This window comes from Streptomyces sp. JL2001 (assembly GCF_050917515.1).
GTDB lineage: Bacteria > Actinomycetota > Actinomycetes > Streptomycetales > Streptomycetaceae > Streptomyces.
Window position 1 is genome coordinate 4,298,965 of sequence record NZ_CP169421.1, and the last position, 19,332, is coordinate 4,318,296.

The 19,332-nt window shown below is 73.1% G+C and carries 17 protein-coding genes; 13 read left to right on the plus strand and 4 right to left on the minus strand.

From position 1 onward, the window contains the following. Positions 1 to 27: 27 nt before the first annotated feature. Positions 28 to 1,023, minus strand: coding sequence for an SAM-dependent methyltransferase (locus tag ACE1OA_RS19220; RefSeq protein ID WP_356603774.1), 996 nt, complete (start codon positions 1,021 to 1,023; stop codon positions 28 to 30). A gap of 97 nt (positions 1,024 to 1,120) precedes the next feature. Between ACE1OA_RS19220 and ACE1OA_RS19225 the strand changes: the two genes are divergently transcribed. Continuing rightward, positions 1,121 to 2,326, plus strand: a complete 1,206-nt coding sequence (locus ACE1OA_RS19225; RefSeq protein ID WP_356603776.1) for a sensor histidine kinase — start codon at positions 1,121 to 1,123, stop codon at positions 2,324 to 2,326. A gap of 78 nt (positions 2,327 to 2,404) precedes the next feature. Continuing rightward, on the plus strand, positions 2,405 to 3,082 hold the full coding sequence (locus tag ACE1OA_RS19230) for a response regulator transcription factor (protein WP_356603778.1): 678 nt from the start codon (positions 2,405 to 2,407) through the stop codon (positions 3,080 to 3,082). A 69-nt stretch (positions 3,083 to 3,151) separates the two neighbouring features. Here ACE1OA_RS19230 and ACE1OA_RS19235 read toward each other — a convergent pair whose 3' ends face one another. Further along, positions 3,152 to 4,333, minus strand: a complete 1,182-nt coding sequence (locus tag ACE1OA_RS19235; RefSeq protein WP_432753123.1) for a threonine aldolase family protein — start codon at positions 4,331 to 4,333, stop codon at positions 3,152 to 3,154. Positions 4,334 to 4,458: 125 nt separating this feature from the next. On the opposite strand from ACE1OA_RS19235, the gene ACE1OA_RS19240 reads away from it, so the two are divergent. The 10 genes from ACE1OA_RS19240 to ACE1OA_RS19285 all read left to right on the plus strand — a co-directional run bounded on the left by ACE1OA_RS19240 (position 4,459) and on the right by ACE1OA_RS19285 (position 12,538). Beyond that, complete coding sequence (locus ACE1OA_RS19240; RefSeq protein WP_386539978.1) at positions 4,459 to 5,370, plus strand: Rossmann-like and DUF2520 domain-containing protein; 912 nt, start codon at positions 4,459 to 4,461, stop codon at positions 5,368 to 5,370. Then, positions 5,367 to 6,428, plus strand: coding sequence for a pantoate--beta-alanine ligase (panC, locus tag ACE1OA_RS19245; protein WP_356603784.1), 1,062 nt, complete (start codon positions 5,367 to 5,369; stop codon positions 6,426 to 6,428). The genes ACE1OA_RS19240 and panC overlap by 4 nt, the downstream gene beginning before the upstream one ends. Next, entirely contained in the window at positions 6,425 to 8,131 is a 1,707-nt protein-coding gene (locus ACE1OA_RS19250) for an L-aspartate oxidase (protein ID WP_356603786.1), read from the plus strand. Before panC ends, ACE1OA_RS19250 begins: the two co-directional genes overlap by 4 nt. A gap of 3 nt (positions 8,132 to 8,134) precedes the next feature. Further along, complete coding sequence (gene nadC, locus ACE1OA_RS19255; protein WP_356776350.1) at positions 8,135 to 9,178, plus strand: carboxylating nicotinate-nucleotide diphosphorylase; 1,044 nt, start codon at positions 8,135 to 8,137, stop codon at positions 9,176 to 9,178. After that, positions 9,178 to 9,984, plus strand: a complete 807-nt coding sequence (locus ACE1OA_RS19260) for a type III pantothenate kinase (protein WP_147979053.1) — start codon at positions 9,178 to 9,180, stop codon at positions 9,982 to 9,984. The genes nadC and ACE1OA_RS19260 overlap by 1 nt, the downstream gene beginning before the upstream one ends. Before the next feature lie 202 nt (positions 9,985 to 10,186). Beyond that, entirely contained in the window at positions 10,187 to 10,768 is a 582-nt protein-coding gene (locus tag ACE1OA_RS19265) for a hypothetical protein (protein ID WP_356603858.1), read from the plus strand. A gap of 14 nt (positions 10,769 to 10,782) precedes the next feature. Further along, positions 10,783 to 10,965, plus strand: a complete 183-nt coding sequence (locus tag ACE1OA_RS19270) for a hypothetical protein (protein ID WP_147979055.1) — start codon at positions 10,783 to 10,785, stop codon at positions 10,963 to 10,965. A gap of 121 nt (positions 10,966 to 11,086) precedes the next feature. Further along, positions 11,087 to 11,509: a BlaI/MecI/CopY family transcriptional regulator gene (locus tag ACE1OA_RS19275; RefSeq protein WP_356603791.1), complete on the plus strand. Its 423-nt coding sequence runs from the start codon at positions 11,087 to 11,089 to the stop codon at positions 11,507 to 11,509. 9 nt (positions 11,510 to 11,518) lie between these two features. Continuing rightward, positions 11,519 to 12,058 carry an amino-acid N-acetyltransferase gene (locus ACE1OA_RS19280; protein WP_147979057.1) on the plus strand — a complete coding sequence of 180 codons (540 nt, stop codon included), beginning with the start codon at positions 11,519 to 11,521 and terminating at the stop codon, positions 12,056 to 12,058. 144 nt (positions 12,059 to 12,202) lie between these two features. Then, the gene (locus ACE1OA_RS19285) at positions 12,203 to 12,538 is read left to right on the plus strand and encodes a histone-like nucleoid-structuring protein Lsr2 (protein WP_147979058.1); all 336 of its coding nucleotides are present in this window, start codon (positions 12,203 to 12,205) and stop codon (positions 12,536 to 12,538) included. On the opposite strand, the gene ACE1OA_RS19290 is transcribed toward ACE1OA_RS19285, so the two are convergent. Continuing rightward, on the minus strand, positions 12,517 to 13,113 hold the full coding sequence (locus ACE1OA_RS19290) for an SCO3374 family protein (RefSeq protein ID WP_384868730.1): 597 nt from the start codon (positions 13,111 to 13,113) through the stop codon (positions 12,517 to 12,519). The genes ACE1OA_RS19285 and ACE1OA_RS19290 overlap by 22 nt on opposite strands. Before the next feature lie 462 nt (positions 13,114 to 13,575). Here ACE1OA_RS19290 and ACE1OA_RS19295 point away from each other — a divergent pair, with 462 nt between their 5' ends. After that, complete coding sequence (locus ACE1OA_RS19295) at positions 13,576 to 16,101, plus strand: ATP-dependent Clp protease ATP-binding subunit (RefSeq protein ID WP_147979060.1); 2,526 nt, start codon at positions 13,576 to 13,578, stop codon at positions 16,099 to 16,101. A gap of 117 nt (positions 16,102 to 16,218) precedes the next feature. On the opposite strand, the gene ACE1OA_RS19300 is transcribed toward ACE1OA_RS19295, so the two are convergent. Beyond that, entirely contained in the window at positions 16,219 to 19,239 is a 3,021-nt protein-coding gene (locus ACE1OA_RS19300; protein WP_432753124.1) for an NACHT domain-containing protein, read from the minus strand. Between the last annotated feature and the right edge of the window lie 93 nt (positions 19,240 to 19,332).

Consider the following 19,332-nt stretch of genomic DNA (forward strand, 5'->3'; position numbering starts at 1 on the left):
GTGGACGGTCCGCCGGCCCCGGTCCCCTCAGACGGCCCGGTCCGGCCCGGCCGGGACGCTCCGGGTCAGCCACAGGAAGTCCCCGAGGCCGCCCCGGGAGGTGAGCTCGGCCGCCTCGCCCGCCGCGGCGAGCGCCCGCACGTAGGCGGCGGGGTCGCTCGACGCCAGGGCCAGCGGCGGCCGGCCGCCGGCCACCCCCAGCCGTCCCAGCGCCTCCCGCTGGGTGCGCAGCTCTCCGCCGGCCGCGGCGCACGCGTCCATCGCCACGTGCGCCGTCAGATCGCAGGACCCGTCCGGCACCGGGGCCACCTCGCGCCCGGCCCGGAAGCCCGTCAGCGTCCCGAAGGGCGGCCGGGCCGCCCGCAGGTGCCCGTAGTCCACCGCCACCGCCGTCCCCGCCGCCAGCGCGTCCACCGCGTCCGCCCACGCCTCGTCCCGGGGCCGTCCGATCTCCGCGCGCTCGCCCGGCTCCCGCAGCGGCCACCACCGCTCCAGCCACCCTGCGTCCGGGCCCGTCACGGGGTCGCCCGGCCGTTCCGTGCCGTCCTCCCGCACCTCCACGTAGCGGACGGTTCCCGACGCGTCGACCTGCGCGACGTCCACCGGCACGTTGTCGAGCCACTCGTTGGCGAAGAGCAGCCCCCGCACCCCGCGGGGCACCCGGTCCGTCCACACCACGCGCGGGTCGAGGCCGTCGGGCCGGGCGGCGCGCTCCACGCCGTACGGCCGCACCGTGAGCCCGGGCGGCGCCGCGGCCAGCACCCCCGTCAGCAGCTCCCCGCGCCCGGCCCCCAGGTCGACCAGCGCGACCTCGTCCGTCCCCAGCTCCCCGGCCACCTCCGTCAGCAGCCGGGCGACGGCCCGGGCGAAGAGCGGGGAGGCGTGCACGGAGGTGCGGAAGTGCCCGGCCGGGCCCTCGGGCCGCAGATAGAAACCACCCGGTCCGTACAGGGACCGCTCGATGGCCTCGCGCCACCGCAGCCACCCCTCGCGCTCCCGCCGCTGACACGTCTCATCCGTCACAGGCCCCAGTCTCCACCTTGCGGAGTACGGTCCTCACGCCAAGGATCGACCCCACGGTTGACCCCTGCACCTATCCGCCTTCCCTACGCTGGGTCACGTGCAGCGCCTCTACGACTTCATCCGCAGACACCCGACGGGCGTCGACACCTTCTGGGCCGTCGTCCTGTTCGGGTTCTCCCTGCTGTGGGTGGGTTCGACCTACCCGGCGGTGGACCATCCCGCCGCGTACGGGGTGGTCGCCGCGCTGCTGTGCCTGGTCGTCGCCCTGCGGCGGCGCGCGCCCGAGAAGATGCTGGTGCTCACGGTCGTCCTGGGCGTCGCCCAGCTCGCCTTCGGGCTGATGCCGTTCTTCGCCGACTTCGCGATGCTCGTGATCATCTACACCGTCGCCGCGCACGACGGGCCGCGGTGGGCCTCCCGGCTGGCGCTGGCGGGCGGTCTGAGCGCCGCGACGCTCTCCCAGGTGCGCTGGCCGGAACAGGAGGAGATCGACTCCACCGCGGCCCACGTCTTCTTCACGGTCATCATGACCGTGCCGTTCGTCCTCGCCTGGGTCCTCGGGGACTCCCTGCGGACCCGCCGCGCCTACTTCGCACAGCTGGAGGAGCGGGCCTCGCGCCTGGAGCAGGAACGCGAGGCGCAGGCCAAGGTGGCCGTCGCGGCCGAGCGTGCCCGGATCGCCCGCGAACTGCACGACGTCGTCGCCCACAACGTCTCGGTGATGGTGGTGCAGGCCGACGGCGCCGCGTACGTCCTGGACGCGTCGCCCGACCAGGCCAAGCAGGCCCTGGAGACCATCTCCTCCACCGGCCGCCAGGCGCTGGCCGAGATGCGCCGGCTGCTCGGCATCCTGCGCACCGGCGAGCACCAGGAGGCGGGGGAGTACGTGCCTCAGCCCGACGTCGAGCAGATCGAGGACCTCGTCGAGACGGTCCGCGGCGCGGGCCTCACGGTCGACTTCCGGGTCGAGGGGACCCCGCGCCCGCTGCCCAGCGGCGTGGAGCTCACCGCGTACCGGATCGTCCAGGAGGCGCTGACCAACACCCGGAAGCACGGCGGTCCGGACGCCGGCGCGAGTGTCCGCCTGGTGTACTTCGACGACGGTCTCGGGCTGCTCGTCGAGGACGACGGGCGGGGCGCGACCCACGAGATGTACGAGGACGGGGGCGCCGACGGCCGGGGCCACGGTCTGATCGGCATGCGCGAGCGGGTCGGCATGGTCGGCGGCACCCTGGACGCGGGGCCGCGTCCCGGCGGCGGCTTCCGCATCAGCGCCCTGCTCCCCCTCAAGCCCGCCCACTAAGGGGTGCCTCGACGATCGTGCCGGCCCCGACGCGATCGACGAGGCACCCTCCAGACCCGCCGCTCCTAAGGAACCCACATGTCCATCCGCGTGATGCTCGTCGACGACCAGGTGCTGCTGCGCACCGGCTTCCGCATGGTGCTCGCCGCCCAGCCGGACATGGAGGTCGTGGCCGAGGCCGGCGACGGCGTGGAGGCGCTGGCCGTGCTGCGCTCCACGGCTGTGGACGTGGTGCTGATGGACGTCCGGATGCCGAAGCTCGACGGGGTCGAGACGACGCGGCGGATCTGTGCGCAGCCCGACGCCCCCAAGGTGCTGATCCTGACCACCTTCGACCTGGACGAGTACGCCTTCTCCGGGCTGAAGGCGGGCGCGAGCGGCTTCATGCTGAAGGACGTGCCGCCGGCCGAGCTGCTCGGCGCGATCCGGTCCGTGCACAGCGGGGACGCGGTCGTGGCGCCCTCGACCACCCGCCGGCTGCTCGACCGTTTCTCGCCGATGCTGCCGACGACGGGCAAGGACCCCGAGCACAAGGAGATCGACCGGCTCACCGACCGGGAGCGCGAGGTGATGCTCCTGGTCGCGCAGGGACTGTCGAACGGGGAGATCGCGGCCCGGCTGGTGCTGTCGGAGGCCACGGTGAAGACCCACGTCGGCCGGATCCTCACCAAGCTGGACCTGCGCGACCGGGTTCAGGTCGTGGTCCTGGCGTACGAGACCGGCCTGGTGCGGGCGGGCGGCACCGGCCGGGCCTGAGGTGTGCGCCGGCCGGCGGTCCCGGCGGGTGGCGGCCCCCGGTGGGCGAGGCCCGGCGCCGCGAGCCGGTCAGGCGAGGTGGGAGAGGAAGGCCGCGACCGCCTGGCGGACGTCGGCCCCGGTCCAGTCGAGCGCCGGCCCGGCCACCGTCACCTCGGTCGCCGCCACGCCCGGCGGCCCGCCCGCGCCGGGGGAGAACCAGCGGCGGAACAGGACCGTGCCGGAGGTCTCGGCCAGCGCGACCGAGGCCGCCGTCAGGGTCTCGGGGTCGTAGGGGAGCCAGACCTGGAACTGGTGGGTGTGCGGGGTCCCGGGGTGGATCCGGAACCACGGCACCCCCGCCTCCTCGAAGCCCGCCCGCAGCCCGTCCGCGACCACCCGGGCGTGCGCCACGTACGAGGGGAGCCTCGGCAGCTCCACGGCCAGGCCGTGGAGCGCGGCCAGGGCCGTGGGGAACTGCTGGAAGACCAGGCCGCCGTAGCGGTGGAGCCACACCCGGGCCTCCTCGACCAGGTCCTCGGGGCCGGCGAGGGCGGCTCCCGAGATCCCGCCGAGGGACTTGTAGAAGGACACGTACACGCTGTCCGCGAGCCCCGCGATCTCGGGCAGTATGCGCCCGAAGTGAGGGGCGCACTCCCACAGACGCGCGCCGTCGACGTGCACCACTGCGTCACGTTCGCGGGCCGCGTCCACGACGTCGACCAGCTCGTCCCAGGTCGGCAGCACGAAGCCGGCGTCCCGCAGGGGCAGCTCCAGCATCAGCGTGCCGAACGGCTCCGGGTGGTCGCGGACCTCCTGCGCCGTGGGCAGCCGCGGCTCGCCCGTGGGGTGGACGGTGCGCAGTCCCGTGAGCGCGACCAGCGCCCCGTCCTCGTGGACCTCGGGATGGGCGAGCGGGTGCAGGGCGACCACGTCGCTGCCCGTGCGGCCGGCCCAGCAGCGCAGCGCGACCTGCTGGGCCATGGTGCCGGTCGGGAAGAAGACGGCCGAGGGGAAGCCAAGGAGCTCGGCCACCCGGCGCTCCACCTCGGCGACCGGACCGCCGCCGTAGGTGTCGACCAGTTCGTGCGGATCGGTGAAGGCGTGCCCCCGGCGGGCGAGTTCCGCCAGCTGGTCCAGGCGTTCGCCGACCGTCCGCTCCACCGGTGTGTCCCAGAGCCTGCGGCTCGCGCCGGACCACGCGGCGGCTCTGCGCCGACGCTCGTCCGGCTCCGGCTCGTTCATCTCGTCCGTCTCGCCCACCTCATCCATGAACCGATCATCACACCGTCGCCCACACCCTGTGGACAGGCCACGAGCACGCGCGAAACGCTGGCGTAGCATGACCAGAAATCGTCCGGTACCCACCGCGGACTGGAACGGAAGGCCGTAGCCGCGTGAACCAACCAGCAGAACCCCGAGCCGAGGACCGACCCGCACGACTCACCGTCGGAGTCGTGGGAGCGGGCCGGGTGGGGCCGGCACTGGCCGCCTCCCTCAAGCTGGCCGGGCACCGTCCCGTCGCCGTGTCCGCGGTGTCCGACGCCTCCCTGCGCAGGGCCGCTTCGCTGCTGCCGGACGTCCCGGTCGTCCCGCCCGCCCAGGTGCTCGCCCGCGCCGACCTCGTCCTGCTGACCGTTCCCGACGACGCCCTGCCGGGTCTCGTCGAGGGACTCGCCGAGACCGGGGCCGTCCGGCCAGGACAGCTCCTGGTGCACACCTCCGGGCGGTACGGGGTGCAGGTCCTGGGCCCGGCCCGCCGTGCCGGCGCGCTGCCGCTGGCCCTGCATCCGGCGATGACCTTCACCGGGACCTCCGTCGACATCCAGCGGCTGGCCGGCTGCTCGTTCGGCGTCACCGCGCCCGTGGAGCTGCGGCTGGCCGCCGAGGCCCTGGTCATCGAGATGGGCGGCGAGCCGGAATGGATCGAGGAGGAGGCCCGCCCGCTCTACCACGCGGCCCTCGCCCTGGGCGCGAACCACCTGGTCACGCTGGTCGCCCAGTCCATGGAGCTGCTGCGCACGGCCGGGGTCTCCGCCCCCGACCGGATGCTCGGCCCGCTCCTCGGCGCCGCCCTGGACAACGCCCTGCGGTCGGGTGACGCGGCGCTCACCGGCCCGGTCGCCCGCGGAGACGCCGGCACGGTCGCCGCGCACGTGGCCGAGCTGCGCAAGCACGCCCCCGGGACCGTCTCCGGCTATCTCGCGATGGCCCGCACCACCGCCGACCGGGCGCTCGCGCACGGCCTGCTCAAGCCCGAACTGGCCGAGGAACTGCTGGACGTGCTCGCCGAGGGGGAAGCCCGATGAAGACCACCCCGCCCACGGCGGCCCCGGCGCCGGGCGCCGTCGCGCCGGCCCCCGCGGCCCCGGCGCCGTTCGCTCCCGTGCGTACCACGGAGGCCCTGCACGCGCTGCCGGGCCCCGGCCGGCGTGCCGTCGTCATGACCATGGGCGCCCTCCACGAGGGGCACGCCACCCTCGTCCGGACGGCCCGCGAGCACGTCGGGCCCGACGGGTTCGTCGTCGTCACCGTCTTCGTCAACCCGCTCCAGTTCGGGGCCGGCGAGGACCTCGACCGGTATCCGCGGACCCTCGACGCCGATCTCGAGGTCGCCCGCGCGGCCGGGGCCGACGCCGTCTTCGCCCCCGCCGTCGACGAGGTCTACCCCGGTGGCGAGCCGCAGGTGCGGATCACCGCGGGCCCCATGGGCGAGCGCCTCGAAGGAGCCTCCCGGCCCGGTCACTTCGACGGGATGCTCACCGTCGTCGCCAAGCTGCTCCACCTCACGCGCCCCGACGTGGCCTTCTTCGGCCAGAAGGACGCCCAGCAGCTGGCCCTGATCCGCCGGATGGCCCGCGACCTGAACTTCCCGGTCGACATCGTCGGCGTCCCGACGGTCCGCGAGGCCGACGGCCTGGCCCTGTCCAGCCGCAACCGCTACCTCTCGGCCGCCGAGCGCCGCACGGCCCTGTCCCTCTCCCGCGCCCTGTTCGCCGCCGGCGACCGGCTCGCCGCCCAGCAGGCGCTGTGCGCCCGCGCCGCCTCGCTGCCCGCCTCGGAGACCCGTGCCGAGGCGCTGTCCAAGCTCGGCGAGGCGCGTGCCGCGGCCGACGCGCACGCCGTCGCCCAGGCGACCGAGGGCGGCGGCGCCGACGCCGTACGGGCCGCGGCCCGCGCCGTCCTCGACGACGCGGCCAAGACGGATCCCCCGCTGACCCTCGACTACCTCGCCCTCGTCGACCCGGCCGACTTCACCGACGTCGGCGCGGACCACGACGGCGAGGCGATCCTCGCCGTCGCCGCGCGCGTGGGCGCCACGCGGCTGATCGACAACATCCCGCTGACCTTCGGAGCCCCCAAGTGACCGGAATACGGCTGCACGCGCCCGCCCCGGGCTGGTCCATCGACGCCGACGTCGTCGTGGTCGGCTCCGGCGTCGCGGGCCTGACCGCCGCCCTGCGCTGCACCGCCGCCGGACTGCGCACGGTCGTCGTCACCAAGGCCCGCCTGGACGACGGTTCCACCCGCTGGGCCCAGGGCGGCATCGCCGCGGCGCTCGGCGAGGGCGACACCCCCGAGCAGCACCTCGAGGACACCCTCGTCGCCGGAGCCGGCCTGTGCGACGAGGACGCGGTCAGGCTCCTGGTCACCGAAGGCCCCGACGCCGTCCGCCGGCTGATCGCCACCGGCGCCGACTTCGACAAGACCGCCGACGGCACGATCGCGCTGACCCGCGAGGGCGGGCACCACCGGCGCCGGATCGCGCACGCGGGCGGCGACGCCACCGGCGCCGAGATCTCCCGGGCCCTCGTCGATGCGGTGCGCGCCGACGGCGTGCGCACCATCGAGAACGCCCTCGTCCTGGACCTCCTGACGGACGCCGAGGGCCGCACCGCCGGTGTCACCCTGCACGTCATGGGCGAGGGGCAGCACGACGGCGTCGGCGCCGTCCACGCCCCGGCCGTGGTCCTCGCCACCGGCGGCATGGGCCAGGTCTTCTCGGCGACCACCAACCCGGCCGTCTCCACCGGCGACGGCGTCGCGCTCGCGCTGCGCGCCGGCGCCGAGGTCTCCGACCTGGAGTTCGTCCAGTTCCACCCCACCGTGCTCTTCCTGGGCGCCGACTCCGAGGGCCAGCAGCCGCTGGTCTCCGAGGCGGTACGCGGCGAGGGCGCGCACCTCGTCGACGCCGACGGCGTCCGCTTCATGCTCGGGCAGCACGAGCTGGCCGAGCTCGCCCCCCGCGACATCGTCGCCAAGGCGATCATGCGCCGGATGCAGGAGCAGGGCGCCGAGCACATGTACCTCGACGCCCGCCACTTCGGCGCCGAGATGTGGGAGAACCGCTTCCCCACGATCCTGGCCGCCTGCCGCGCCCACGGCATCGACCCCGTCTCCGAGCCCATCCCGGTCGCCCCAGCGGCCCACTACGCCTCCGGCGGCGTGCGCACCGACCTGCGGGGCCGCACCACCGTCCCGGGCCTGTACGCGTGCGGCGAGGTCGCCTGCACGGGCGTCCACGGGGCCAACCGGCTCGCCTCGAACTCGCTCCTGGAGGGGCTGGTCTTCGCCGAGCGCATCGCCGACGAGGTCACGGCCCTGGCGGCGCGGACCGCGGGCGTCCCGGCGCCGCACCCCTCGCCGGTGACCCTCCCGCTGCCCGACCCGGGCGCCCGCATCAGGATCCAGCGGATCATGACGCACGGCGCCGGGGTGCTGCGGTCCGCCGAGAGCCTGGCGACCGCGGCCGAGGGCCTGGACGCGCTGCACGCCGAGGCGGTCGCCGCGGCCACCGGGGAGCACGACGAGCACAAGGCGTCCGAGCCGGGCGTCGAGTCCTGGGAGACGACCAACCTGCTGTGCGTCGCCCGGGTGCTGGTCGCCGCGGCCCGTCGACGCGAGGAGACCCGTGGCTGCCACTGGCGCGAGGACCACCCGGAGCGGGACGACGCGGCCTGGCGCCGCCACCTGGTCGTGCGCCTCGAACCGGACCGGACGCTGGACCTCCGCACCACCGAGACCCATGACTTTCCCCCCACCGCCGACGACGCCCCCAGGGAGCTGTAAACCGTGAGCACGCCCAGCACGCCCGAAGAAGCCCGCCCGCAGCCCGTGGACGTGCCCCTGATCCAGATCGGTGCCCCGGGCACGGCCTCGGCGGACGCCGGCGGCTGCGGTGACGGCTGCGGCTGCGCCGACGACGAGGTGTACGAGTGCGGCCTCGACCCGGCCCTCGCCCAGCTGCTCGCCGACGCCGGCCTCGACCCCGTGCAGGTCGAGGACATCGCTCACCTGGCGATCGAGGAGGACCTCGACGGCGGGGTGGACGTGACCACCGTCGCGACCGTGCCCGAGGACGCCGTGGCCACCGCCGACTTCACCGCGCGCGAGGCGGGCGTCGTGGCCGGCCTGCGGGTCGCCGAGGCGATCCTGTCCATCGTCTGCACGGAGACCTTCGAGGTCGAGCGGCACGTGGAGGACGGCGAGCGGGTCGAGGCGGGCCAGAAGCTGCTCTCGGTCACCACCCGCACCCGCGACCTGCTCACCGGCGAGCGCAGCGCGCTGAACCTCCTGTGCCGCCTGTCCGGCATCGCCACCGCGACCCGCGCGTGGGCGGACGTCCTGGAGGGCACCAGGGCCCGGGTCCGCGACACCCGCAAGACCACCCCGGGCCTGCGCGCCCTGGAGAAGTACGCCGTGCGCTGCGGCGGCGGCGTCAACCACCGCATGTCGCTCTCCGACGCCGCCCTGGTCAAGGACAACCACGTGGTGGCCGCCGGCGGCGTCGCCGAGGCGTTCAAGGCCGTGCGCGAGCTGTTCCCCGAGCTGCCGATCGAGGTCGAGGTCGACACCCTGCACCAGGTCCGCGAGGTCCTGGACGCCGGCGCCGACCTGATCCTGCTGGACAACTTCACCCCGCTGGAGACCGAGGAGGCCGTCGCGCTGGTCGCGGGTCGTGCCGCCCTGGAGTCCTCCGGCCGCCTCACGCTGGAGAACGCGGCGGCCTATGCGGCGACCGGCGTGGACTACCTCGCGGTGGGCGGGCTCACCCACTCGTCCCCGATCCTCGACATCGGCCTCGACCTGCGGGACGCCTCCGAGGCGGCTGTCTGATGCTCCTCACCATCGACGTCGGCAACACGCACACCGTCCTCGGCCTGTTCGACGGCGAGGAGATCGTCGAGCACTGGCGGATCTCGACGGATCCGAGCCGCACGGCCGACGAGATGGCGGTCCTGCTGCAGGGCCTGATGGGCATGCACCCGCTGCTCGGGATGGAGCTCGGCGACGGCATCGAGGGCATCTCGATCTGCGCGACCGTCCCCTCGGTGCTGCACGAGCTGCGTGAGGTGACGCGTCGCTACTACGGCGACGTGCCCGCCGTCCTGGTGGAGCCGGGCGTGAAGACCGGCGTCCCGATCCTCACGGACAACCCCAAGGAGGTCGGCGCGGACCGGATCATCAACGCCGTCGGCGCCGTCGAGCTCTACGGCGGCCCGGCGATCGTGGTCGACTTCGGCACGGCGACCACCTACGACGCGATCACGGCGCGCGGCGAGTACGCGGGCGGCGCCATCGCGCCGGGCATCGAGATCTCGGTCGAGGCGCTCGGCGTCCGGGGCGCGATGCTCCGCAAGATCGAGCTGGCCCGGCCGCGCAGCGTGATCGGGAAGAACACCGTCGAGGCGATGCAGTCGGGCATCGTCTACGGCTACGCGGGCCAGGTCGACGGCGTGGTGTCCCGGATGAAGCGCGAGCTGGTGGGCCGCGACGGCGACCCCTCGGACGTCACGGTGATCGCGACGGGCGGTCTGGCCCCGATGGTCCTGGCCGACGCCAAGGAGATCGACGAGCACGAGCCGTGGCTGACCCTGATCGGTCTGCGCCTGGTCTACGAGCGGAACGTCTCCCGCATGTAGGAGGCGGGGAGGGGCGGCGGCCGTCGGCCGCCGCCCCTCTCGCGTCCTCCCGGCCGCCGCCCGGTGGCGGGCCACGCGGGGCCGGCCGCCGCGTCCTCCCGGCCAGGCTCCGCGCCGCGCCCGAAGTGATCAATAAGTCAGAAATTGTCCGATTAGCGCGTATCGTCACCCCATGCCCACGCCATACGGATCCCGCGGCGGCATGGTGTTCAGTGCGGACGAGCTGCGTGTGCTCCGACGCGCCCTCGCCACCGCCCTCAACCCTGCCCCCCTCCAGGACGAGGACGTCCGGGACTGCCTGCGTCTCGCCGAATCCGTGGACGAGGCGGTCCGCGAGGCGGATCGGCTGCGCGCCTTCCTCCTCGCCGACCTGGCCCGCTACCGCGATGCCCTGCCCGGCTCCCTCGCCGGCTACCTGGAGCTGCTCCAGGACGCACTCGCGGCCGGTCACGAGCCCGGCGTCGACGACCTCGCCGCCCTGCGCGCCCTGCGCGGCAACCCGCGGGCCGCCGCGCTCCTGGCGCGCTGCCAGGTGATCGCGGAGCGCTCGGTGCGCGCCCGGCTGGCCCGCGTCTCCCAGGTGGGCGCGCGCACGGCCCCCGCGCCCCGCACCCGGCTGCTCGCGCTGCCCGGCGGGCGCGCCGCCGACCAGCCCAAGCCGACCCCGAGCGGCCCCAAGCCGCCGCCGCCCGGCGAGCGTCCGGTGCCCAAGCCCTCCGAGGTGTTCCCGCCGCGCCGACGGCCCGTACCCCCGCCCCCGCCCGAGGAACGCGTCGCCGGATAGCTACTCTGGACGGCATGGACTACGTATCCGCGCTCCTGCCCCCCGTCGTGATGGCCGCGTTCTTCATCGGCCTCGTCGTCACGATCGTCAAGAGCCAGGGCGGCCCCAACAAGGCCAAGGAGGACGCGGCCGTGGACGCCGCCCTCGCCCGTGCCGAGACCGCCCGCCAGGCGGACGGCGGCGCGACCGCCTCGTAGGACCCCGCTCGACCCCGGGACGTACGGCCGATTTCAGGCCGTACGTCCTTTTTGTTGCGTCTGTTGCGTTTCCGGTCGCAATAGGCGACCCATTCCCGGCATCGCGCACTAGGGTGGCCCTGTGCCCCGTCAATTGGGAGAGCTGGAAGACGCCGTCATGACGCGCGTCTGGCAATGGAACCGTCCGGTGACCGTCCGGGAAGTCCTGGAGGATCTCCAGCAGGAACGGTCCATCGCCTACACCACCGTCATGACCGTTATGGACAATCTCCATCAGAAGGGCTGGGTGCGCAGGGAAGTCGACGGGCGCGCCTATCGATATACCGCGGTCTCCACTCGCGCCGCCTACTCGGCCGCGCTGATGAACGAAGCCTGGTCGCAGAGCGACAACCCCGCCGCGGCCCTCGTCGCCTTCTTCGGCATGATGTCGCCCGAACAGCGCGAGGCGCTCGGCGACGCGATCCGCGTGGTCGGGTACAACGCCCCCGAGGCCGCCGCGCCACCGGCGGAGGGTGCCGGTGGGACGGGGTCCGAGGGGCGATAGCGTCCCTTCATGCAGTCCTCCGTGCCCGCTTCCGCGCCCGCCCCGAAAACCGTCACCGTACGCCGGGCCCGCACCGGCGACGTCGCCGCCGTTCGCCGGCTCGTCGACCCGTACGTGGGGCGCGGCATCCTGCTCGACAAAGCGACCGTGACGCTTTACGAGGACATCCAGGAGTTCTGGGTCGCCGAACGCGACGAGGACGGAGTCGTCGTCGGCTGCGGCGCACTCCACGTGATGTGGGAAGACCTTGCCGAAGTGCGTACTCTCGCGGTCGATCCCGAGTTCAAGGGCGCCGGAGTGGGTCATCTCGTGCTCGACAAGTTGCTGCACACCGCCCGATGGCTCGGGGTGCGGCGGGTATTCTGCCTGACCTTCGAAGTCGACTTCTTCGCGAAGCACGGGTTCGTCGAGATCGGGGAGACTCCGGTGGACGGAGATGTCTACAGCGAGCTCCTGCGTTCCTATGACGAGGGTGTCGCCGAGTTCCTGGGTCTCGAACGAGTGAAGCCGAACACCTTGGGTAACAGCCGGATGCTTCTGCACCTGTGACCGTGACGAACCTCCGGAACCCTATGTCCGAATCGCGCATGTTTCCCGCGTTGCCGGGCTTCTGAACCTCTGCCGGGGGTTTGTGTTTTTCCGGGAAAAGCGGTTTCCTTTCCGCGTACTGCATTTTCGATGAAAGGAAATCCGGTGGCACAGAAGGTTCAGGTCCTTCTTGTCGATGACCTCGACGGTGTCGAGGCGGACGAGACCGTGACGTTCGCGCTGGACGGCAAGACCTACGAGATCGACCTCACCACCGCCAACGCGGACAAGCTCCGTGGCCTGCTCGAGCCGTACACCAAGAGCGGTCGGCGCACCGGTGGCCGCAGCGCCGGTACGCGTGGAAAGGGCCGCGTCGCCGCCGGCGGCAGCCCGGACACCGCGAAGATCCGCGCGTGGGCCAAGGAGAACGGCTACAACGTGAACGACCGCGGTCGCGTGCCCGCCGAGATCAAGGCGGCCTACGAGGACGCGAACCGCTGAGGCGCCAGCTGCTGAGCGGCCGGTTCGCCGGTGGCCGCGCTCAGCAGCCGCACCCGATGGCACTCCGCCGCCGCGGCGGCCACGAGGCGCACGAGGCAGGGGGCGCCCGCACCGCCCCGTGCGACGGCCCGCAGGGCCGGCAGGGAGGACTCCACCTCACGCCCGGGCTCCGGGGCCCGCAGCCACACCGCGGCGCCCGGTGCGCCGGGACCGCCCCATCCCGGGGGGACGGGGGCGGTCATCCGGCCGCCCGCGCCCAGCGCGGCGAGATCCAGCGTGATCCCGCCCCACTCCAGCCAGTCGAGCAGCCCCGGCAGCTCCTCCGCGCTCCCCGCGGCCACCAGGAGCCGCATCCGCCGCCCCATGAGGGCCACCGGCCCGATGCCCGCTCCCGCCCTGCGCAGGACGGCACGGCCGGCCGTGGCGGGCAGCTCCAGGACGTCGAAGCGCAGCCCCGTCACGAGCTGCACGGGCTGTCCCGACCCGTATGAGGTGGCCCAGCCGAGCTCGTGCTCGTACCACCGCGCCACACCGCCGTCGCGCGGCGAGCCGGGAGGCGGAACGGTGGAGGCCATACCCGGGGAACGGTCGGGACGGCTTCCTGGTTACGCCCGCGGTGACCCAGCGTCCTTGATCCGGTTCGCAGAGTGTCCATGATGGGGGCGTACGGGTGCATTCGAGAGCGCAAGGATGTTCGCCCGTAGCGGAGGGAACCGGGGTGTGCTGCATGGAGTGTCAGTCCTGACGGGTAAGACATTCCTAGTGGGAAGGGGCAACCCGCGGGCTTGGGCGTCTCACGTTCGCCATCGGCGTACAGATGGCACGGGTAACTGCTTGGCCTGCGGGAACATCGTCTCGCACCATCGGGTTGGAGCATTTGTCGGTTGTTCGGCAGCAGGTCTCCCCGCTTGAGAGGGGGTGATCCGGACGGATGTCGGCAGTTGGAATGAGCGGTCCCCGCTTGCGGGACTAAGCTGCGGAAGGACAGGGAGGGGATCGACCCCTAACTGACTGACCGCTCTGAGGAGCGATTAACGATGTTCGAGAGGTTCACCGACCGCGCGCGGCGGGTTGTCGTCCTGGCTCAGGAAGAAGCCCGGATGCTCAACCACAACTACATCGGCACCGAGCACATCCTCCTGGGCCTTATCCATGAGGGTGAGGGTGTCGCCGCTAAGGCCCTGGAGAGCCTCGGGATTTCGCTCGAGGCGGTCCGACAGCAGGTGGAGGAGATCATCGGTCAGGGCCAGCAGGCCCCGTCCGGGCACATCCCCTTCACCCCTCGTGCCAAGAAGGTCCTGGAGCTGTCGCTCCGCGAGGCCCTCCAGCTCGGCCACAACTACATCGGCACCGAGCACATCCTGCTCGGCCTGATCCGCGAGGGCGAGGGCGTCGCCGCCCAGGTCCTCGTGAAGCTGGGCGCCGATCTCAACCGGGTGCGGCAGCAGGTCATCCAGCTGCTCTCCGGCTACCAGGGCAAGGAAGCCGCCACCGCCGGCGGTCCTGCGGAGGGCACCCCCTCGACGTCCCTGGTCCTCGACCAGTTCGGCCGGAACCTCACCCAGGCGGCTCGTGAGTCCAAGCTCGACCCGGTCATCGGGCGCGAGAAGGAGATCGAGCGGGTCATGCAGGTGCTGTCCCGCCGTACCAAGAACAACCCGGTCCTGATCGGCGAGCCCGGCGTCGGCAAGACCGCCGTCGTCGAGGGCCTGGCGCAGGCCATCGTCAAGGGCGAGGTGCCCGAGACCCTCAAGGACAAGCACCTCTACACCCTGGACCTCGGCGCGCTGGTCGCCGGCTCCCGCTACCGCGGTGACTTCGAGGAGCGCCTGAAGAAGGTCCTCAAGGAGATCCGCACCCGCGGCGACATCATCCTGTTCATCGACGAGCTCCACACCCTGGTGGGTGCGGGTGCCGCCGAGGGCGCGATCGACGCCGCCAGCATCCTCAAGCCGATGCTGGCCCGCGGTGAGCTCCAGACCATCGGTGCCACCACGCTCGACGAGTACCGCAAGTACCTGGAGAAGGACGCGGCCCTCGAGCGCCGCTTCCAGCCCATCCAGGTCGCGGAGCCGTCGCTGCCGCACACGATCGAGATCCTCAAGGGTCTGCGCGACCGCTACGAGGCCCACCACCGGGTCTCCATCACGGACGAGGCCCTCGTCCAGGCCGCGACCCTGGCCGACCGGTACATCTCGGACCGCTTCCTCCCGGACAAGGCGATCGACCTGATCGACGAGGCCGGCTCCCGGATGCGCATCCGCCGGATGACCGCGCCGCCGGACCTCCGCGAGTTCGACGAGAAGATCGCCGGCGTCCGCCGGGACAAGGAGTCCGCGATCGACTCCCAGGACTTCGAGAAGGCGGCGTCTCTCCGCGACAAGGAGAAGCAGCTGCTGGCGGCGAAGGCCAAGCGGGAGAAGGAGTGGAAGGCCGGCGACATGGACGTCGTCGCCGAGGTCGACGGCGAGCTGATCGCCGAGGTCCTCGCGACCGCCACCGGCATCCCGGTCTTCAAGCTGACCGAGGAGGAGTCCTCGCGTCTGCTCCGCATGGAGGACGAGCTCCACAAGCGCGTCATCGGCCAGAAGGACGCCGTCCGCGGTCTGTCGAAGGCGATCCGCCGTACGCGGGCCGGCCTGAAGGACCCGAAGCGCCCCGGTGGCTCGTTCATCTTCGCCGGCCCGTCCGGTGTCGGTAAGACCGAGCTGTCCAAGGCGCTCGCCGAATTCCTCTTCGGCGACGAGGACGCGATGATCTCCCTCGACATGTCGGAGTTCAGCGAGAAGCACACGGTCTCCCGTCTCTTCGGTTCGCCCCCCGGATACGTGGGCTACGAAGAGGGCGGCCAGCTCACCGAGAAGGTGCGCCGCAAGCCGTTCTCCGTCGTCCTCTTCGACGAGGTCGAGAAGGCCCACCCCGATATCTTCAATTCCCTTCTCCAGATCCTGGAGGACGGTCGCCTGACCGACTCCCAGGGCCGGGTCGTGGACTTCAAGAACACGGTCATCATCATGACGACCAACCTCGGGACCCGGGACATCTCGAAGGGCTTCAACCTGGGCTTCGCCGCCCAGGGCGACACGAAGTCCAACTACGAGCGGATGAAGGCCAAGGTCAGCGACGAGCTGAAGCAGCACTTCCGCCCGGAGTTCCTGAACCGTGTGGACGACATCATCGTCTTCCCGCAGCTCACCCAGGACGACATCCTGCAGATCGTCGACCTGATGATCGGCCGGGTCGACGAGCGCCTGAAGGACCGGGACATGGGCATCGAGCTCTCCCAGTCCGCGAAGGACCTGCTCGCCAAGAAGGGCTACGACCCCGTGCTGGGTGCCCGTCCGCTCCGTCGGACCATCCAGCGCGAGATCGAGGACTCGCTGTCGGAGAAGATCCTCTTCGGCGAACTGCGCCCCGGTCACATCGTGGTCGTGGACACCGAGGGCGAGGGTGAGGAGAAGAAGTTCACCTTCCGCGGCGAGGAGAAGTCGGCGCTGCCCGACGTTCCTCCGATCGAGCAGGCGACCGGCGGAGCCGGCCCCAACCTCTCGAAGGACGCGTGACGCCGCACTGAGCGGCTGACGGGGCTGCCCCGGCCCGTACGGAGACGTACGGACCGGGGCAGCCCCTTTTTCGCGTGGGTCGTCCGGCGGGACGGCCCCGGGGGCGGGGCGGGCCCGTCAGGTGGCGATGCGGACGGTGGGGGCGAGCTGCCCGGTGCCGGTGACCTCGGCGCCGGGCAGCTCGACGAGCGCGAGGTCCGGCAGGCCGGCCAGCGGGCTCAGGTCGTACGTCCGTCCCTCGCCGCGACCGGAGAGGACCAGCGCGCCCAGGCCCGGGAAGACCGCGCCGATCCGCTCGAACGGCGGATCGGCGCCGTCTCCCGCCAGCACCAGGTGCTCGACCTGCGGCAGGACGAGCCCGTCGGGGCACCCGTCGAGATGGCGGGGGTCGAGCGCGAGCTCGCGCAGGCCGGGTACGGCGGCGACGGCGTGCCAGTCCGCCGCCGTCGGGGACGCGGACCCGTAGAGGTCGAGATAGGCCAGCCGCGGGACACGGCACGCTCCGGTCCCGGCGTCGCCGGCGCACAGCAGGGCCGCCACGGAGGCTCCTGCCGCGGTCAGCGAGAGATGCAGGTACGTCGTCCGCTCCAGGAGCGGTGCGAGGGCGACGACGCCGCGGCGGGAGAGGCCGGCACGGATGTCGAGGGAACTGGGCCGGATCCCCCGGCGGACCAGCTCGTCGACCTGGTCGTCGGAGCGGAGGGTGAAGTAGAGGGAGCCGGGAGTGAGGTGGGCGAGGACCTCCCGCGCGTAGTCCCGGGTGTCGAAGCGCGACCAGGCCCACATCAGCTGTGACCGGACCTCGATCGACTCGTGGCGGGCGAACCGGGCCAGGTAGGGCAGCGCGGCGTCGTCGGCGACGTGGGTCGCGGTCGTCACCGCCATGAGCGCGTCCCGGGTGCCCAGACCCTCCGGGCCCGGCAGCAGGTGCAGGACCGCCCGTCCCGCGGACGCCAGTTCCCGCGCCTCCTCCGGGTCGCGCGGGGGGATCACCTCCGCCGTCCGCCGCAGGATCCGCTCCCGGATGTCCGGCGCGACCTCCGTCGCCTCCTCCAGGGCCGTCGCGGCCGTCACCAGCACGCGGAGCCGGGTGCGGCGGTCCGGCGCGGCGTCCGCGGCCGCCAGGAGTTCGCCGAGGATCTCCGCGCACTCGCGCGGGCGGGCGTGGCCGACCGCCATGCGGACGACGTCCTGCCACTGGTCGTCGGCCGCGTGGCCGACGAGGACGCCGATGTGCCACTCGTCGACGAGGGCCTTGGCGGCCAGGTGGTCCTGGAAGGTGCGGTGGACGAAGTCGACGGTGTCCGGGGTGGGTTCGCGCAGCAGGCCGCTGCGGTGCAGCAGGTGGGTGAAGACGGCGTCGGCGTCCTCGTGGGCGGCCGCCTCCGGCACGGCCGGGACGACCGCCCGCACCAGTGCCTCGGCCCGCGAACGGTCCATCTGGGTGCGGCCGTTGAGCGTGAGCCAGTGGGCGAGCCGCTGGATGAGCTGGATCTGCGGGGCCTCGCCGAGCGCGATCCCGTAGGGCGCCCCCATGTCCCGCTCACGGTCGCGGCGGGTCAGGAGCATCGACAGGGCCGCCTCGTAGAGCGCCTTCCGGCCGCGCGGCAGGAAGCCCCGGCGGTCGCGGTGCAGGGCGCAGATGAGCCCGCACATCAGGGGGTTGGTGGCGAGCTGGGCGACGTGCGCGGTGGTGCGCAGGGCGTCGAGGAGCGGCTGCTCGTACGGGGCGGCCTCGGGTCCGGCGGCGTCGTGCCAGCGCCGGACGAAGGCGGTGACCTCGGCCCGGGACATGGGGGAGAGGGTCAGCTCGGTGAACCCGTCCGGGGTGAGCCAGTCCTCGCGTACGGCGGTGGGGCGGGAGGTGACCAGCCAGCGGTTGCCCTCGTAGGCGTCGAGGAGGTCGCGGAGCCAGCCGCGGGCGCGCCCGCGTTCGGCCTCGGGGACCTCGTCGATGCCGTCGACGAGGATGAGGCCGCGGCCGGCGGCGAGGACGCGCTCGGCCCAGCCGTCGGGAGGAGTCAGGGGGCAGCCGGCGGCGGCCAGGAAGCGGTCGGGCGAGGGGAGCCGTTCGCCGTGGCGGGTCAGGGTGCGCAGGGGGAGGACGAAGGGGATCCGGTCGCGCAGGTACTCCATCCCCTCGTCGCGGCCTTCGTTCGCGGCGCAGACGGTCAGCCACTGGACGAGCGTCGTCTTGCCGGAGCCGGCCAGGCCGCGCAGGAGGACCTTGTCATGGCGGGCGAGGGCGAGCTCCGCGGGCAGGGAGTCGGCGGGGCGCAGGGGGACCACGGCGTCCCTGTCGTAGACGAGCGGGGTGTCCGGGACGCGCGTGTCCGGGGCGGCGGCGTACGGGGCCGCGGCCGTGGTGCCGTCGTCTTCCCCGGGTGCGGCGGGCGTCGTGAGCCGGCTGCCGTGGGCCGGGCCCGGGCCCGTCGCCTCCAGCGGCAGGTACGCCCGGTCCAGGGACCAGGTGTCCGGGGAGTGGTGGAGGTCGACCCCGTAGATCGTGAGGCGGCCGTGCTTCTTCGCCAGGTGGGCCCGGTAGCGCCGCTCGAACTCGGTGTCGCGGCCGTCGGGCCGCGGGGTGCGGGTGAGCAGCGCGTCGACCTTCGCGGTCAGCTCGCTCTGGCCGCGGGTCTGCTCGACCAGCGTCCGCGCGACGAAGGTGGAGCGCTGGGTGAAGAACTCCAGGATGTGCAGGCAGGCCCATTCGGTCAGGGTCCCCAGGAAGAGGACGGAGTCCGTGGTGAGCCCGTCCGGGGCCGGGGCGGCCGCGCGCAGGCGGCGGGCCAGGGCGGTGTGGCCCAGGGCCACCGCCTGGACGTCGTCCATGTCCAGGTCGCCGAGGGCGAGCAGCGTGGCGGCCAGGGTGTCGGTGACGGCCTCGGTCTCGTCGGCCGGGAAGGGCGGTTCTCCGGGCCCGGCCAGGGCGCGTCCGACGAGGGTGGCGGCCAGGGCGCGGACGTCCCGGTCGGTCAGAGTGCGCCGCTCGCCGCGGAAGGAGACGAGCCGGGAGAGCCGGACGCGGCGGCCCTCGCCGGGGAGACCGGCCCCGGGACCGTCGGTGACCAGCAGTTTCCTGAGCAGCGGGCCGATCGCGCCGGAGACCAGGCGGGTGCCGATGAGCGCTGGATCCACGTACGTCCCCCGAAGCATCCGTGTCCTGTCCGGCCGTGCCGCCGACATAGTCGGGGACGGCTTCCGGGGGCCTCCGGTTGCGTGACCCAGGTC